We start from the raw sequence: 14,986 nt of genomic DNA on the forward strand, positions 1-14,986 counted from the left end.
CGCAAATATGTCTATACATATTGAAGCGGCCCGCAAGTGACGGTCCGCGCTGGCGGGAGGCGGGCTCATGCGCTGTGATCGGGTGTGGATCAACGCCCGTCTCGCGACCCTCGCCCCGGATCGCGAAGGCCTGGGGATCGTCGAGGACGGGGTCATCGCCAGCCAGGACGGCCGCATCGCCTATGCCGGTCCGGCGGAGGCCGCGCCGGCCTTCGAGACGACCGAAACCGTCGATGTCGAGTCGCGCTGGATCACCCCCGGCCTGATCGATCCGCATACCCACCTGGTGTTCGCCGGCGACCGCGCCCACGAGTTCGAGCTGCGCCTGGCCGGCGCCTCGTACGAAGAGATCGCCCGGGCCGGCGGCGGCATCGTCTCGACCATGCGCGCCACCCGCGCGACCTCGGAAGCGGAATTGGTGCAAGCCGCTCTGCCCCGCCTGGACGCCCTGATCGCCGAGGGCGTCACCACGGTCGAGATCAAGTCCGGCTACGGCCTCTCCCTCGACGACGAGATCAAGAGCCTGCGCGCCGCCCGGACTCTGGGCGACATCCGCCGCGTCGGGATCAGCACGACCTTCCTGGGCGCCCACGCCCTGCCGCCGGAATATCGCGACGACCCTGACGGCTACATCGCCCTGGTCCGCGAGAAGATGATCCCCGCCATCGCCGCGCGGGGCCTGGCCGACGCCGTCGACGGCTTCTGCGAGGGCATCGGTTTCTCACCCGATCAGATCCGCCGGGTGTTCGAAACGGCCAAGGCCCACGGCATGCCCGTCAAGCTGCATGCCGAGCAGCTATCGAACCTGAACGGCGCCGCTATGGCCGCCGATTACGGGGCGCTGTCGGCCGATCACCTGGAGCATCTGGACGAGGCCGGGATCGCCGCCATGGCCGCCTCGGGCACGGTCGCGACCTTGCTCCCCGGCGCCTACTACTTCACCCGCGAACACAAGGTCCCGCCGATCGCGGCTTTGCGCCAAGCGGGCGTGGCGATGGCCCTGGCCACCGACTGCAATCCCGGCACCTCGCCCCTGACCTCGCCGCTCTTGGTCATGAACATGGCCGCCACGCTCTTCCGTATGACCGTCGAGGAGTGCCTGGCCGGCGTCACGCGCGAGGCCGCTCGGGCCCTGGGCCTGCTGCACGATCGCGGGACGCTGGAGGCCGGCAAGGCCTGCGACCTCGCCATCTGGGACGTCGAGCGTCCCGCCGAACTTGTCTATCGCATGGGCTTCAACCCGCTCCATGCGCGCGTGTGGAGAGGCCAGTGACCAAGCTTGTTCTGAATCCCGGCGACGTGCCGCTGGCCGACTGGAAGGCGATCTATCGCGGCGTCGCGGCGCGCCTGGCCGATACGGCCTGGCCCGTGATCGCCGAAAGCGCCGCCGCCGTGCAGCGCATCCTGGCCAAGGGCGAGCCGGTCTACGGGATCAACACCGGCTTCGGGAAACTGGCCAGCGTCCGCATCGGCGACGCCGACCTGGAGACCCTGCAGCGCAACATCGTGCTGTCCCATGCCGCCGGCGTCGGCGAGTCCTCGCCGGTCCCGGTCATCCGCCTGATGATGGCCCTGAAGCTGGCCAGCCTGGCGCAGGGCGCCTCGGGCGTGCGGGTCGAGACCGTGCGGATGCTGGAGGAAATGCTGGCCCAGGGCCTGACGCCGGTGATCCCGTGCCAGGGCTCGGTCGGCGCCTCGGGCGACCTTGCCCCGCTGTCGCACATGGCCGCGACCATGATCGGGGTCGGCGAGATCTTCGTCGATGGCGAGCGCAAGCCGGCCGCCAAGGCGCTGAAGACGGCGGGCCTCAAGCCCCTGACGCTGGGCCCCAAGGAAGGCCTGGCCCTGCTCAACGGCACCCAGTTCTCGACCGCCAACGCTCTCGCGGGCCTGTTCGAGGCCGAGCTGCTGTTCCAGTCCGCCCTGGTCACCGGCGCCCTGTCGACGGAAGCCGCCAAGGGCTCCGACACTCCCTTCGACCCGCGCATCCACACCCTGCGCCGCCACGCCGGCCAGATCGAGACCGCCGCCGCGCTGCGCGACCTGATGGCGACCTCGGAAATCCGCGCCTCGCACCTGAAGGAGGACGAGCGCGTCCAGGACCCCTACTGCCTGCGCTGCCAGCCGCAGGTGATGGGCGCGGCGCTGGACATCCTGCGCCAGGCCGCCGTGACGCTGGAGACCGAGGCCAACGGTGTCTCGGACAATCCGTTGATCTTCCCGGAAGCCGACGAGGCGCTGTCGGGCGGCAACTTCCACGCCGAGCCGGTGGCCTTCGCCGCCGACATCATCGCCCTGGCGGTCTGCGAGATCGGCTCGATCGCCGAGCGCCGCATCGCCATGCTGGTCGACCCGGCGCTGTCGGGCCTGCCGGCGTTCCTGACGCCCAAGCCGGGTTTGAACTCCGGCTTCATGATCCCCCAGGTCACGGCCGCCGCCCTGGTCTCGGAGAACAAGCAGAGGGCCTATCCGGCCAGCGTCGACTCGATCCCGACCTCGGCCAACCAGGAGGACCATGTCTCGATGGCCGCCCATGGCGCCCGGCGACTGATGGGCATGGTCGAGAACGCCACGGCGGTGCTGGGCATCGAACTGCTAGCGGCGGCGCAGGGCTGCGACTTCCACGCCCCGTTGCGGTCCAGCGCGGCCCTAGAGGCGGTGCGGGCACTGACGCGGAGCCAGGTCCCGCACCTGGACGACGACCGGCACTTCCACCCGGACCTGGAGGCGGCGAACGCCTTGGTGCGATCCGGGGCGGTGATCGCAGCGGCGGGCAAGCTGCCGGGGGTCACGGCGTGACCTGGCTGCGGGTCGCGCGCGGCGACGCCCCGCTGGTCGTCAGCCTGCCGCACACAGGCACGGACATCCCGCCAGACATCGAAGCCCAACTCACCTCCCCTTGGCTCGCCCGCAAGGACGCAGACTGGTGGGTCGACCGGCTGTACGCCTTCGCCGAGGGGATGGGCGGGACCATCGTACGCACAGCGATCTCGCGGACGGTCATCGACGTCAATCGCGACCCGTCGGGCGCCTCGCTCTATCCGGGCCAAGCGACCACGGAGCTTTGCCCCACCACCACCTTCGACGGTGAGCCGCTGTATCGCGACAGCGGACCCGACGCGACCGAGATCGACCGTCGCAGGACCAGCTACTTCGAGCCCTACCACGCCGCCTTGCGGGCGGAGATCGACCGCCTGCGCGCGCTCCATCCGACCGTGGTGCTGTACGAGGCCCACTCGATCCGCTCACGGGTCCCGCGCCTGTTCGACGGCGAGCTGCCGCGGTTCAATCTCGGCACCAACAGCGGCGCCAGTTGCGACCCTGCCCTGACCGCCGCCGTCGAGGCCGCCTGCGATACGTCGGGCCTCAGCCGCGTCACCAACGGCCGCTTCAAGGGCGGCTGGACCACGCGCCACTACGGCCAGCCCAGCACGGGCGTCCACGCCATCCAGATGGAGTTGGCCTGCCGGGGTTACATGGAAGACCCCGCGGAACCGCCTACGCCCGACACCTGGCCCACGCCTTTCGACGCCGACCGCGCCGAGCCTTTGCGCGCTGTGCTCGAACACGTCCTCTCCGCCTGCCTCCAATTTGCCCGGAGCAACGCATGACCCGCCGCGACAACACCCGCGTCATCCGCCCCGCCACCGGGACGCGGCTCACCGCCAAATCCTGGCTCACCGAAGCGCCCTTGCGGATGCTGATGAACAACCTGCACCCCGACGTCGCCGAACGGCCCGAGGAGCTGGTCGTCTATGGCGGTATCGGCCGCGCCGCCCGCGACTGGCAGAGCTTCGACAGGATCGTAGAGACCCTGCGGCGGCTCGAGGACGACGAGACCCTGCTGGTGCAGTCCGGCAAACCGGTCGGTGTGTTCCGCACCCATGCCGACGCCCCACGCGTGCTGATCGCCAATTCCAACCTGGTTCCCCGCTGGGCGACCTGGGAGCACTTCAACGAACTCGATCGCAAGGGCCTGGCCATGTACGGCCAGATGACGGCCGGCTCGTGGATCTATATCGGCGCCCAGGGGATCGTGCAGGGCACCTATGAGACCTTCGTCGAGATGGGCCGCCAGCACCATGGCGGCGACCTGTCGGGCAAGTGGCTGCTCACCGCGGGCCTGGGCGGCATGGGCGGGGCTCAGCCGCTGGCGGCGGTGATGGCCGGGGCCTCGTGCCTGGCCATCGAGTGCCAGCCCTCGCGGATAGAGATGCGCTTGCGCACCGGCTATCTCGACAAGTCCACCAACAACGTTGACGAGGCCCTGGCCTGGATCGCGGAGTCCTGCGCCGCCCAGACCCCGATCTCGGTCGGCCTGCTGGGCAACGCCGCCGAGCTGCTGCCAGCGCTTTACGAGCGCGGCGTCCGCCCGGACCTGCTGACCGACCAGACCAGCGCCCACGACCCGATCAACGGCTATCTGCCGGCCGGATGGAGCCTGGACCAGTGGGCCGACGCCAAGGCGCGCGACCCGGCTTCGGTCGACAAGGCCGCGCGGGCCTCGATGGCCGTCCACGTCAAGGCGATGCTGGACTTCCAGGCCGCCGGCGTCCCGACCGTCGACTACGGCAACAACATCCGCCAGATGGCGCTGGAGGAAGGCGTGACGAACGCCTTCGACTTCCCCGGCTTCGTGCCGGCCTATATCCGGCCGCTGTTCTGCCGGGGGATCGGTCCGTTCCGCTGGGCGGCGCTGTCGGGGGATCCGGAAGACATCGCCAGGACCGACGCCAAGGTCAAGGAACTGATCCCGGACAATCCCCACCTTCACAACTGGCTAGACATGGCCGCCGAGAAGATCAAGTTCCAGGGCCTGCCGGCCCGCATCTGCTGGGTCGGCCTGGGCGACCGCCATCGCCTGGGCCTGGCCTTCAACGACATGGTCGCCAGCGGCGAGCTGAAGGCCCCCATCGTCATCGGCCGCGACCACCTGGACTCCGGCTCGGTCGCCTCGCCCAACCGCGAGACCGAGGCGATGAAGGACGGTTCGGACGCGGTGTCGGACTGGCCGCTGCTGAACGCCCTGCTCAACACCGCCTCGGGCGCGACCTGGGTGTCGCTGCACCACGGCGGCGGGGTCGGCATGGGCTTCTCGCAGCACGCGGGGATGGTGATCGTCTGTGATGGGACCGAAGCCGCCGCCAAGCGCATCGCGCGGGTGCTGTGGAACGATCCGGCGTCGGGCGTCATGCGCCACGCCGACGCCGGCTACGACATCGCCATCGACTGCGCGCGGGAGAAAGGCTTGGACCTGCCGGGGATTCTCTAGCGCGCCAGCATCCCCGCCGCCTCGGCGGGGCTCTTCTTGCCCGTATCGCGATCCACAGCGTAGTTGGCGGCCTGCATCGCCTTGACGTCGATGCTGCCGCCCAGCGGTGTCAGGGCGTCCAGCAGCCGCCGATCCCCGGCCCGCTTCGGCGAGACCAGGATCACCGCGTCATAGGGCGGCAGCGCGCCCTTGGGGTCGCTCAGCAGCACCAGGTCGTCGGCGGCGATCCGGCCGTCCGACGAGAAGGCCGAGATCACGTCGGCCTCGCGGCTTTCGAGCGCCCGGTACATGAAGGTCGGCTGGAACTGGCGCTTGGACTTGAAGCTCAGGCCATAGGCCTTGACCACCGCCGCCCATTCCGGCCGCGAGAAGAACTCCAGGTCGCCGCCCATGGTCAGTTGCGGGGCCTTCACCGCCAGGTCGGCCAGGGTCTTCACACCCAGCGCTTCGGCGCGGTCGCGGCGCATGGCCAGCGCGTAGGCGTTCTCGAAGCCCAAGGGCGCCAGCAGGACGACGCCATCGCGGGTCTTGAGCTCGGTCCTCAGCCCGTCCAGCACCGCCTGCCGGCCCGGGTTGTCCGTGCGGTTCAGGACGTTGGCCCACAGGGTGCCGGAATAGTCGACATAGGCGTCGATCTCGCCGCTGGCCAGCGCGCGGTAGGCGACGGCCGAGCCGAGGTTCACGCGGCGCCGCACGCTGGCGCCCTGGGCCTCCAGCTTGCCGGCCATCAGCTCGGCCAGGATGTACTGCTCGGAGAAGTTCTTGGCCCCGATGATATAGGCCGGCCGGCCTTGCGACAGCGCCGCGCCGGCCAGCGGCGCGATCGCCGCCAGCAGGCCGATCGCCAGGCCCGCGCCGCCAGCCCACAGCCGCTTGGGCTCCCGCCGCGCCACGCCGCTCTCGATCAGGCCCAGCAGGCCGTCGACGATCAGCGCCAGGCCCGCCGACGCCGCGCAGCCGACCAGCACCGCGACCCAGTCCTCGGTCTGCAGGCCGGAGAAGATGTAGTCTCCCAACGAGGTCTGGCCGACCGGCGTCGACAGCGTCGCCGCCCCGATCGTCCAGACGGCGGCGGTGCGGACGCCGGCCATGATCACCGGCGCGGCCAGGGGCAGCTCGACGCGCCACAGCCTCTGGCGGTCTGTCATGCCCACGCCGCGCGCCGCCTCGACCACGGCCGGGTCGACGCCCGACACGCCCGCCGCCGCGTTCCGCAGGATCGGCAGCATCGAATAGAGGGTCAGGGCCAGCAGCGACGGCAGGAAGCCCAGGGCCGGGAAACCATGGCCCAGCACCTTCACCGCCAGTCCGGAGAGCAGCAGCAGCACCGGATAGAACAGCGCCAGCAGGGCTAGGCTCGGAATGGTCTGCACCAGGCCGGCGGTCGCCAGCGCGATCCATTTCAGGCGCGGACTGCGGGCGGCGGCGATGCCCAGCGGCAGGGCGATGGCCAGGCCCAGGGCCAGGGCCGAAGCCGACAGGGTGACGTGCCAGCCCAGGCGCTCGGGCAGGACAGCGAGAGCGGCGGAAAGACGATCAGCCACGGGCTAGCTCCGCGAGACGTTCGGCCTGCCGCTTCGGCGCGGCGATCAGCTCGGCGACGACCGGATCCGCATGGCCCGCCAGCAGCACCCGAGGCGGCGCCTGAGCCAGCACCTCGCCGCCGGCCATCACCACGACCTCGTCGGCCAGCAGCAGGGCCTCGCCGACATCGTGGGTGACCATTACCGTCGTCAGGCCCAGACGCTCGTGCAGCGCCCTGACGTCGTCGGCCAGGGCCGCGCGGATGACCGGATCCAGCGCCCCGAACGGCTCGTCCATCAGCAGGATCGACGGACGCGCGGCGAGCGCCCGGGCGACGCCCACCCGCTGGCGCTGACCGCCCGACAGCTGCGACGGCGCGCGGCCGGCGACCTCGCGCGGCAGGGCCACGAGGTCCAGAAGCTCGTCGACGCGCGCGGCGATTTCGGCGGGCGTCCAGCCCAGCAGGTCCGGCGTGACGCCGATGTTCTGGCCCACGGTCATGTGCGGAAAGAGGCCGATCTCCTGGAAGACATAGCCGATGCCGCGCCGCAACTCCGGCCCTGGCCGGCCGGCGATGTCCGCGCCGTCCAGCAGCACCCGGCCGCTGGTCGGCGTCGACAGGCCGTTCATCAACTTAAGCAGCGTGGTCTTGCCCGCGCCCGAGCCGCCGACCAAGGCGACGAAGCGGCCCTTGGCGATGCTTAGCGAGGTCGGCGCCAGCACCGTCAGGCCGCCGTAGGTCTTGCTGACCTGGTCGAGGACGATGGCTTCGGTCATGCGAGCTCCAGGCGACGAGAATCGACAATCGCCCGTCCAAAGCGTTGAAGCAAAGCCTGGGTGCGACAAGGCGGCGCGCGACAGGTCGCCCGGTTCGCAAGGGCCGAGTCAATCCCGACCATGGGGTCATGGTTAAGGAGCGTCTCATGACCGTCGCGTCGCCAGCCCGTCCGTTCGATCCGCGTCCCATCCGCCGGCCTGTTCGCCAGTGGCCGCTAGGCTTCGCCGTTCTGCTCGCGACGGTGCTGAACGCCATCGTCTGGGGCGGCCTGCTCGCGGTCGCCAAGGCGTTCCTGCACCTCTGAGTTTGTTCAGTAGGCGTAGCGTTTGCAACTTCCCCCCGAAGCGAACTGGGCCGCGTCCGCGAGGATCGCGGCCCTTCTTTTTGTCGCTCACAACAAATCCCGTCTATTCCCGCCACAAGGGCGCGAAAGACGGCGGTCAGGGGTATAGGCGGACTACGAAGCAGACGCCGCTAGATCGGCATCCGCATGATCTCTTGATACGCCGAGATCACCTGGTCGCGCACGGCCATCACCGTTTCCAGGCTGGCTTCGGCCGAGCTGATGGCGGTGACGACGTCGACCAGTTCGGCCTTGCCGGCAACTTGGTCGGCGATCTTGTGTTCGGCGATCTTGGAAGTCTTGGTCGCGCCTTCCATGGCCGACTTCAGCATATCGCCGAAGTCCATGCCCTTCTTGTCGGAGCCGCCGATCGAACCGATCGAGCCGACGCCCATCGCGCTTTGCGAAGCATAGGCCTTGGCGGCGGCGAGCGCGGTGATCATGGCCTAGCCCTCTACTTCTTGAGGATGTCGAGGGTGCGCGATTCCATCGACCGCGCGGTCTCGATCACGTTGAGGTTGGCTTCGTAGGCGCGCTGCGCCTCCTTCATGTCCAGCGCCTCGACCAGCGTGTTGACGTTGGGCAGCTTGACATAGCCCTTGGCGTCGGCGGCCGGGTTGCCGGGTTCGTATTCGGTCTTGAAGTCGGTCTGGTCCGGGTCGACGCGCAGCATCTGCACGCCCTCGGCGCCCTGGACCTTGGTCGGCTTGAACACCGGGACCTGGCGGCGGTAGGGATCGCCGCCGGCGGTGCGCGCCGTGGAGTTGGCGTTGGCGATGTTCTCGGCGATGACCCGCATCCGGCCCTGCTGGGCGCGAAGGGCCGAGGAGGCCACGGCCATGGTCGCCAGCGAGTTGGATTTGATCTCGGGCATCGCCTAGTCCCCTAGCCGTTCGGCTTGCGCGCGGCTTGGCGCAGCATGTTCATGGACTTCTGGTAGAAGCTGATCGCCGCGTCGTAGTTCATTCGCGCGTCGGTCATCTTGAGCATCTGGTCCTCGAGCGACACCGCGTTGCCGTCGAGGGTGACTTCCGAATCGACGCCCGCTGACGCCCGCCAGGCGCTGGGGGCGTTCGACGGGGCCATGTGGGCGGCCGAGGTCTCCATCATCTGGACGCCCGAGGTCGGCGCGGCGCGCCCGCCGCGATAGACCGCGCCCGAACCCTGGTTCATCAGCGAGGCCTGGAAGCTGTAGGCCTTGAGATCATGAGGTCGGTAGCCGGGCGTGTCGGCGTTGGCGACGTTCTGGGCGACGAGCTTCTGGCGCTCGGTCAGATAACCGAGGCGGCTCTTGAGCATGCCGAAGAGAGGAATGTCGTCCGGACCCATGACGATCATGGTGAAGAAACAGGGTTAATTCGGCATTAAGAACCCTCAGGCACACCAGGGGCAGCGAGGCTTTCCGCCTGCGCCAAGTTGTCTCGCTTTTGGGCGGTCATGATCGACATCATCGAGTTCATCCGCGCCCTCGCCGCCCTGGCCGTGACCCTGGGCCTGATCGGCCTGGCCGCCTGGGCGATGCGGAAGTACGGCCCCGACGCGATCGGCCGCGTGATCGCCGCCCGGCAAGACCGCCGCCTGAGGATCGTCGAGAGCCTGGCCCTCGACCCGACCCGCCGGCTCGTGGTGGTCAGCCTGGACGGGGAGGAGCGCATGGTGCTGCTGGGCGACGGCAAGCTGCTGGACTGGATTCCGCGGCCGCGTCCCGTCGTCGAAGTCCCCGCCCCCGCCTCGGAGCCCGTGGCCTGATGATCCGCGACCTGATCAAGACCGTGACGGGCGCCCGGCCGGAGGATCTCCGCCGCGCCGCGATCATCTCGGTGCTGGCCGCCATCGCCTTCGGGGTGATGCCCGCCGCGGCCATGGCCCAGTCGGCCGTGAACATCAACCTGGGGACCGGCGCGGGCCTGACCGACCGGGTCGTCCAGCTTGTCGGCCTGATGACGGTGCTGTCGCTGGCCCCGTCGATCGTGATCATGACCACCTCGTTCGTGCGGATCGTGGTGGTGCTGGGCCTGCTGCGCACCGCCATCGGCATCCAGCAGAGTCCGCCCAACCCGGTGATCATCAGTCTGGCCCTGTTCCTGACCGCCATCGTCATGGGGCCGACCTTCGAGAAGTCCTACGACGCCGGCATCAAGCCGCTGCTGGACCACCAGATCGAGCTGCCAGAAGCCTTCGACCAGGCCAGCGGGCCGGTGAAGCAGTTCATGCTGAAGCAGGTTGGCCGCGAGGACCTGGCCCTGTTCGTCCGCCTGTCCAAGGTCCCGCAGGCCAAGAACGCCCAGGACCTGCCGATGAAGGTCGTGACGCCGGCCTTCATGATCTCCGAACTGAAGCGCGCGTTCGAGATCGGCTTCCTGCTGTTCATCCCGTTCCTGGTCATCGATCTGGTCGTGGCCAGCGTGCTGATGAGCATGGGCATGATGATGTTGCCACCCGCGACTATCAGCCTGCCCTTCAAACTGATCTTCTTCGTGCTAGTGGACGGCTGGCGACTCGTCGCGGGCAGCCTGGTGGAGAGCTTCCAGCGCGGCGGCGGCGGTTAGGCGTATTTAGCTAGAAGACATACGACATGACTGTTTTTGTCCTGGGCTCGATCAATCTGGACGCCGTGGCGCGGGTCGACGACCTGCCAAGACCCGGCGAGACCGTGGCGGGCACCTCCCTTCAACTGTTCCTGGGCGGCAAGGGCGCCAACCAGGCGGTCGCCGCCGCGCGCATGGGCGTGCCCACCCGGCTGATGGGCGCCGTGGGCGGCGACGACAGCGGCCTCGGCCTCAAGGCCAAGCTGGCCGGCTATGGCGTGCAGGTCGCCGACGTCATGGCGCTGGAAGGCGTGCCGACCGGCCAGGCCCACGTCTGGGTCGCCAACAACGCCGAGAACATGATCGTCGTCACGGCGGGGGCCAACGCCATGGTCACCGGCCAGCATGTCGCGGCCACGGCGATCGAGGGCCAGCGGGTGCTGCTGTGCCAGCTGGAGACCCCGCCCGTGGCCATCGAGGCCCTGTTCCGCCTGGGCGCGGCCAAGGGCGCGCTGCGCGTTCTGAACGCCGCCCCGGCCCTGCCGCAGGGCGCGGCCCTGTTCCCGCTGACCGACATCCTGATCGTCAACCAGACCGAACTGGCCAGCTACGCGAAGCTGGACCGCGAGCCGTCGCGCCTGGAAGAGGTCTCGGTCGCCGCCCGCAAGCTGATGAGCCGCCCGGACCAGACGATCATCGTCACCCTGGGCGTGGCCGGCGTCGCCGCCGTCCGTCGCGACGAGGCGTTCCTGGTCGAGGGCAAGAAGGTCAAGGCGATCGACACCGTCGGGGCCGGCGACTGCTTCTGCGGCAGCCTGTGCGCGGCCCTGGCGGGCGGCATGGACCTGCGCGAGGCCGTCGAGCTGGCCAACGCCGCCGCGGCCCTCTCGGTTCAGAAAGCCGGCGCCGCGCCGTCGATGCCGAGCCGGCGAGAGGTCGAGGCGTTCCTGGAGGGGTAGTCAGCTCCGAGCACGCTCGTCAGCGATGGTGCGCTCCAGGGCCACATCGAGCGGCGTCCGTTCGCGCCAGCCGCAGGCCTCGCGGAAGGCGCGGGTGTCGACAACCAGCGGATAAGACAGGTCCAGCGCCTTCAGCGGACCGTCCGAAGGCGCGAGCGTATCGACCACCGCGCCCGTCCAGCGCAGCGCCTTGCCGAAGCGATCAATCCAGACGCCGTGATCCGGCGCGTCGGGCAAGCCGAGATTGAAGGTCCGGTCGGTGGCGTCAGGATGCAGGGCGGCCGTCGCCAGGGCATCGGCCACGTCCTCGACATAGCCGTAGCTTGTCCGCCAGGCCATCCAGGCTGGATCGACTCTAAGGGATTTGGAGCCCGTCATCATCGGCTTCAGCAACCACCGGAATCGGCGCTGCCTGTCGCCCGGTCCGAACACCATAGGCAGGCGAAGGATCACGTGATCTGGCCGCATCCTTACCGCCATTTCCAGCGGTATCTTGTCATAGGCATCCAGCCAGGCGTCTTCGGCTTGCGCCCGCCGGAGCGGATCTACGCGGTAGGGATGGCGCGTCTTCCGCAGCGGCGCATCCTCGGCCAGCATCGCGATCGGTTCCGGTGCGGCCTTACGGTGCAGGCCCTCGTAGTTGCGGTAGACGTCGCAGGAACTCACCATGACCCAGCGCCCGACCTCGCCGTCCAGAGCGTCGAGCAGCGGTAGGGTATCTGCTTCAGTAAAGGCCAGGAGATCGACGACTTCCGTCACTCGGCGATCTCGAACAAGGGTCCGCACGGCCGCAACGTCGCGACGATCGACGCCGAGTTCCCGGCTGACGCCTAGGACTTCGCGGCCCGCGGCCTGAAGGGAACGGACGACATGGGGACCGATGAACCCCGTCGCGCCGAGCACGAGCACCGTCATGGCGCGAGCGTCGATCGCTCGCGCGGAATCGTCAACGTCTGAAAGACGACCCTAAGCCGCCCGGATGCCCGAGAAGCCTTCCGAGGCGGAGCCGACCACGGCGTCGTAGCCGAGGATCATGTCGACGTCCTTGCCGTTGCTGGCCAGCGGCAGGCGCAGCCACAGGATCGACATGTGCGGGGCGCCGCGCCAGGCCAGGCTGTGGACGCCGACGCCGGGGCGACGCTCGTCGACCACCTTGTCCAACTCCCGGCGCCAGTAGTCGAAGGCGTCCTTGTTGTAGACGTCGCCGATCATCCGGCCGGTGATCTCGCGGCCATAGACGCCGTAGAGGCCGGTGCCGGCCAGACGCAGGCGGTAGTCGCGCGGCTGGTTGACGACGTCGATCAAGCTGACCGTGGGCAACAGCCGCTTCATGCTCGTGGGATGCAGGTCGACGCGCGCGGGGAGGCTCGCCCCCCGGCGGAGGGACGCCCAGTAGGCGAACATCTCCTGGTGAGCGCGGGCCGCCGTGGCCGATGCGCTCAGTTGCGCGGACATCTTCAGAGTCCTTAACAAGTCGTTGGAATCACTTCGATTCACTATCGCTTAAGGAACGAATCGGCGGCAAGCGAAAAACATGTCGCGCGACAAGATTCCCGGGGAGAGTCAATCACCAACGAACACGCCCGCCGTCCGGGTTCGGACGACGGGCGCGAGGATCTTCGGAATGGCCCCAAGGCCAAGCTTTTGTTCCGACTCGGCTATTTCGTCTTGCGGGCGGGTTTGCGGCCGCCTTGGCCCAGGCCCATCTGCTTGGCGAGGTTAGAACGCGCCTCGGCGTAGTTCGGCGCCACCATCGGGTAATCCTTGGGCAGGTTCCACTTCGCCCGGTACTCTTCCGGGGTCATGTCGTACTTGGTGCGCAGGTGGCGCTTCAGCGACTTGAATTTCCGGCCGTCTTCCAGGCAGATCAGGAAGTCGGGGGTGATCGACTTCTTGACGGCGACCGCGGGCTCTTTCGGAGCCGGGGCGGGCTCGGCCGCCGGCGAACCGACGGTGGCGAGGGCGGCGTGGACCTGCTGGATCAGCGCGGGAAGGTCAGCCGTGCCGACAACATTATTGCCAACATAGGCTGAAACAATACCCGCGGTCATCTCGATCAGGTTCGATTGATCTTCCATCATAGCCTCGCCCGTCGACAAATCTTTTTGTTGATGCGGCTGATTCCTTGATCAGTCGAGGCGTGCATACAAAGATTGCAGGCGCCGGGCAATACGGCCTCTACAAAGAGATCGTACGTAATATTCCAGTGTTCGTGAGATGGACATGACCGGTCAGAGGTCGTGTCCCGCATATTGAGTCCTGAACGACGTCCAGCGAACACGTTGAGATATCAAAGATATCCCGAAACTATCGACCGAAGTCGCGCGACAGCGCTAGCATCGCCGCGCGCTGCGGCGCCGAGTATTCGTCGACGGCGGCTTCGTCGCCATCGCGAATAGCCTTCAGCAGGGCCGGCGTCAGGGCCGAGGTCAGCGACCAGTTCCAGTAGCGCAGCACCGTCTGGGCGCGATCGACGGCGATGGCGTCGTAGACGGTCAGCACCCGGTCCAGGGCGTGGTCGGTCGCTCCGCTGGAGTCGACTTCCCGGCGGCGCAGGCCGCGCCACAGCTGGCGCACGCACTTGCGCGGCAGGCCCGTGGCCTTGCAAAGGATGGCCAGCGGCTCGCCGCCCGGATCGGTGAAGATCTTGGCGCCGGTCATCGGCTTCAGGCCCGAGAGATACGAGATCTCCTCGGCGATCTCGCGGGTGATCCCCGCCTCGCCGGCGGCCACCGCCTCGTCCAGGCTGTCGTAGGGGCTCTTGGCGATGGCGGCGCGGTTGCGCTGGCGGCGCTCGATGAACTGCAAGGCCTTGCGCGACAAGGGGTCCTGCCAGCCCTCGGCCGAAGCCAGGGCGAAGACGTCGCCGACCGCGTCCTGCAGGATCTCGCGCGACACCGCGAAGCGCTGGAGGATCGTCTTGCGCGCCTCGGCGTCGGCCCACCAGAACATCACGTAGGCGTGGCTGGGCCGCAGCTCGGGCCGGCGCAGCAGCAGCGGGATCAGGTATTGGGCGTCGCGCGTGATGGCGACGATGTTCTCGACGCCCTGGTGACTGAACTTGACCAGCTCGTTGCGCAGCAGGGTCTCGACCACGGGCGCCTCGCCCATATCGATCAAAGCGTCGGCGACCACCTCGCTGACCCCGCGCCGCTTGGCGATCAGGCGGCGGTGATCCGTGGTCGAGTGGTAGAGGCAGGCGATCAGGTCGGCGTCCGACAGCTTCTCGGCCTCGACCAGCAGGGCGCGGGCCACCGGCAGCTCGTCGCGCATCAGCAGGCGCGCCAGCACGCCCGGGATCTCGACCAGCATGGCCAGGCGGCGGGCGACCTTCTCGCGCTCGCCGACATTGGCGTCGCGCAGCATCTCGACCAGCAAATCGGCGGTCATCGAGCGTTCGAAGGCGTTGATCCGGCTGGTCGGCAGGCAGACGACGTCGGCCAGCCGCTTCAGCAGGGCCGAGCGCGAGCGCGGCGCGGCCCGGGGGGCCTCCGGCTCGGGAAACGACAGGGACGCGGGCTCGCTCATCGCAACGACAAGACCAGATCGTGCTTAACGAGCCGTGAGCGAAGCCCGCGACAA

Annotated in this window: 17 protein-coding genes; 8 read left to right on the plus strand and 9 right to left on the minus strand. The window is 68.6% G+C overall.

Annotated features, from left to right (window positions below):
* Nucleotides 1-67: 67 nt before the first annotated feature.
* The 4 genes from hutI to hutU are packed head-to-tail and all read left to right on the plus strand — an operon-like array spanning nt 68 to nt 5,272.
* Nucleotides 68-1,273 carry an imidazolonepropionase gene (hutI, locus tag ACW175_RS19040; protein WP_492101557.1) on the plus strand — a complete coding sequence of 402 codons (1,206 nt, stop codon included), beginning with the start codon at nt 68-70 and terminating at the stop codon, nt 1,271-1,273.
* Nucleotides 1,258-2,799 carry a histidine ammonia-lyase gene (hutH, locus tag ACW175_RS19045; protein ID WP_492101558.1) on the plus strand — a complete coding sequence of 514 codons (1,542 nt, stop codon included), beginning with the start codon at nt 1,258-1,260 and terminating at the stop codon, nt 2,797-2,799. Before hutI ends, hutH begins: the two co-directional genes overlap by 16 nt.
* A complete protein-coding gene (gene hutG / locus ACW175_RS19050) occupies nt 2,796-3,611 on the plus strand; it encodes an N-formylglutamate deformylase (protein WP_492101559.1) in 816 nt (271 codons plus the stop codon). Before hutH ends, hutG begins: the two co-directional genes overlap by 4 nt.
* On the plus strand, nt 3,608-5,272 hold the full coding sequence (gene hutU / locus ACW175_RS19055; RefSeq protein WP_492101560.1) for a urocanate hydratase: 1,665 nt from the start codon (nt 3,608-3,610) through the stop codon (nt 5,270-5,272). The genes hutG and hutU overlap by 4 nt, the downstream gene beginning before the upstream one ends.
* Here hutU and ACW175_RS19060 read toward each other — a convergent pair.
* Complete coding sequence (locus ACW175_RS19060) at nt 5,269-6,816, minus strand: glycine betaine ABC transporter substrate-binding protein (protein WP_492101561.1); 1,548 nt, start codon at nt 6,814-6,816, stop codon at nt 5,269-5,271. The genes hutU and ACW175_RS19060 overlap by 4 nt on opposite strands.
* On the minus strand, nt 6,809-7,573 hold the full coding sequence (locus ACW175_RS19065; RefSeq protein WP_492101562.1) for an ATP-binding cassette domain-containing protein: 765 nt from the start codon (nt 7,571-7,573) through the stop codon (nt 6,809-6,811). The genes ACW175_RS19060 and ACW175_RS19065 overlap by 8 nt, the downstream gene beginning before the upstream one ends.
* A gap of 146 nt (nt 7,574-7,719) precedes the next feature.
* Here ACW175_RS19065 and ACW175_RS19070 point away from each other — a divergent pair, with 146 nt between their 5' ends.
* Nucleotides 7,720-7,878: a hypothetical protein gene (locus tag ACW175_RS19070; RefSeq protein ID WP_492101563.1), complete on the plus strand. Its 159-nt coding sequence runs from the start codon at nt 7,720-7,722 to the stop codon at nt 7,876-7,878.
* Between the two features lie 170 nt (nt 7,879-8,048).
* Here ACW175_RS19070 and fliE read toward each other — a convergent pair whose 3' ends face one another.
* Genes fliE through flgB form a run of 3 tightly spaced genes read right to left on the minus strand, consistent with a single transcriptional unit; the run spans nt 8,049 to nt 9,246 of the window.
* Complete coding sequence (fliE, locus tag ACW175_RS19075) at nt 8,049-8,360, minus strand: flagellar hook-basal body complex protein FliE (protein WP_099580655.1); 312 nt, start codon at nt 8,358-8,360, stop codon at nt 8,049-8,051.
* An 11-nt stretch (nt 8,361-8,371) separates the two neighbouring features.
* Nucleotides 8,372-8,791 (minus strand): flagellar basal body rod protein FlgC, encoded by a 420-nt coding sequence (gene flgC, locus ACW175_RS19080; RefSeq protein WP_492101564.1) that lies wholly within the window; start codon nt 8,789-8,791, stop codon nt 8,372-8,374.
* Nucleotides 8,792-8,802: 11 nt separating this feature from the next.
* Nucleotides 8,803-9,246, minus strand: a complete 444-nt coding sequence (gene flgB, locus ACW175_RS19085) for a flagellar basal body rod protein FlgB (protein WP_492104999.1) — start codon at nt 9,244-9,246, stop codon at nt 8,803-8,805.
* Nucleotides 9,247-9,357: 111 nt separating this feature from the next.
* On the opposite strand from flgB, the gene ACW175_RS19090 reads away from it, so the two are divergent.
* From ACW175_RS19090 to ACW175_RS19100, 3 genes are read left to right on the plus strand one after another with little or no spacing between them, the layout of a single operon-like run.
* Nucleotides 9,358-9,666: a FliO/MopB family protein gene (locus ACW175_RS19090; protein WP_492105000.1), complete on the plus strand. Its 309-nt coding sequence runs from the start codon at nt 9,358-9,360 to the stop codon at nt 9,664-9,666.
* Entirely contained in the window at nt 9,666-10,466 is an 801-nt protein-coding gene (fliP, locus tag ACW175_RS19095) for a flagellar type III secretion system pore protein FliP (protein WP_492101565.1), read from the plus strand. The genes ACW175_RS19090 and fliP overlap by 1 nt, the downstream gene beginning before the upstream one ends.
* Nucleotides 10,467-10,492: 26 nt before the next feature.
* Complete coding sequence (locus ACW175_RS19100; protein WP_492101566.1) at nt 10,493-11,404, plus strand: ribokinase; 912 nt, start codon at nt 10,493-10,495, stop codon at nt 11,402-11,404.
* On the opposite strand, the gene ACW175_RS19105 is transcribed toward ACW175_RS19100, so the two are convergent.
* From ACW175_RS19105 to ACW175_RS19120, 4 genes are all read right to left on the minus strand, one after another.
* Nucleotides 11,405-12,319 (minus strand): NAD-dependent epimerase/dehydratase family protein, encoded by a 915-nt coding sequence (locus tag ACW175_RS19105; RefSeq protein ID WP_492101567.1) that lies wholly within the window; start codon nt 12,317-12,319, stop codon nt 11,405-11,407.
* A 51-nt stretch (nt 12,320-12,370) separates the two neighbouring features.
* Nucleotides 12,371-12,865, minus strand: a complete 495-nt coding sequence (gene mopJ, locus ACW175_RS19110) for a motility/cell cycle regulatory protein MopJ (RefSeq protein ID WP_492105001.1) — start codon at nt 12,863-12,865, stop codon at nt 12,371-12,373.
* 197 nt (nt 12,866-13,062) lie between these two features.
* Nucleotides 13,063-13,482, minus strand: a complete 420-nt coding sequence (locus ACW175_RS19115) for a Ros/MucR family transcriptional regulator (RefSeq protein WP_099582373.1) — start codon at nt 13,480-13,482, stop codon at nt 13,063-13,065.
* Nucleotides 13,483-13,711: 229 nt separating this feature from the next.
* Nucleotides 13,712-14,932, minus strand: coding sequence for a DUF2336 domain-containing protein (locus ACW175_RS19120; protein WP_492101568.1), 1,221 nt, complete (start codon nt 14,930-14,932; stop codon nt 13,712-13,714).
* Between the last annotated feature and the right edge of the window lie 54 nt (nt 14,933-14,986).

It is taken from the genome of Caulobacter sp. FV1ye6ST (assembly GCF_058681225.1).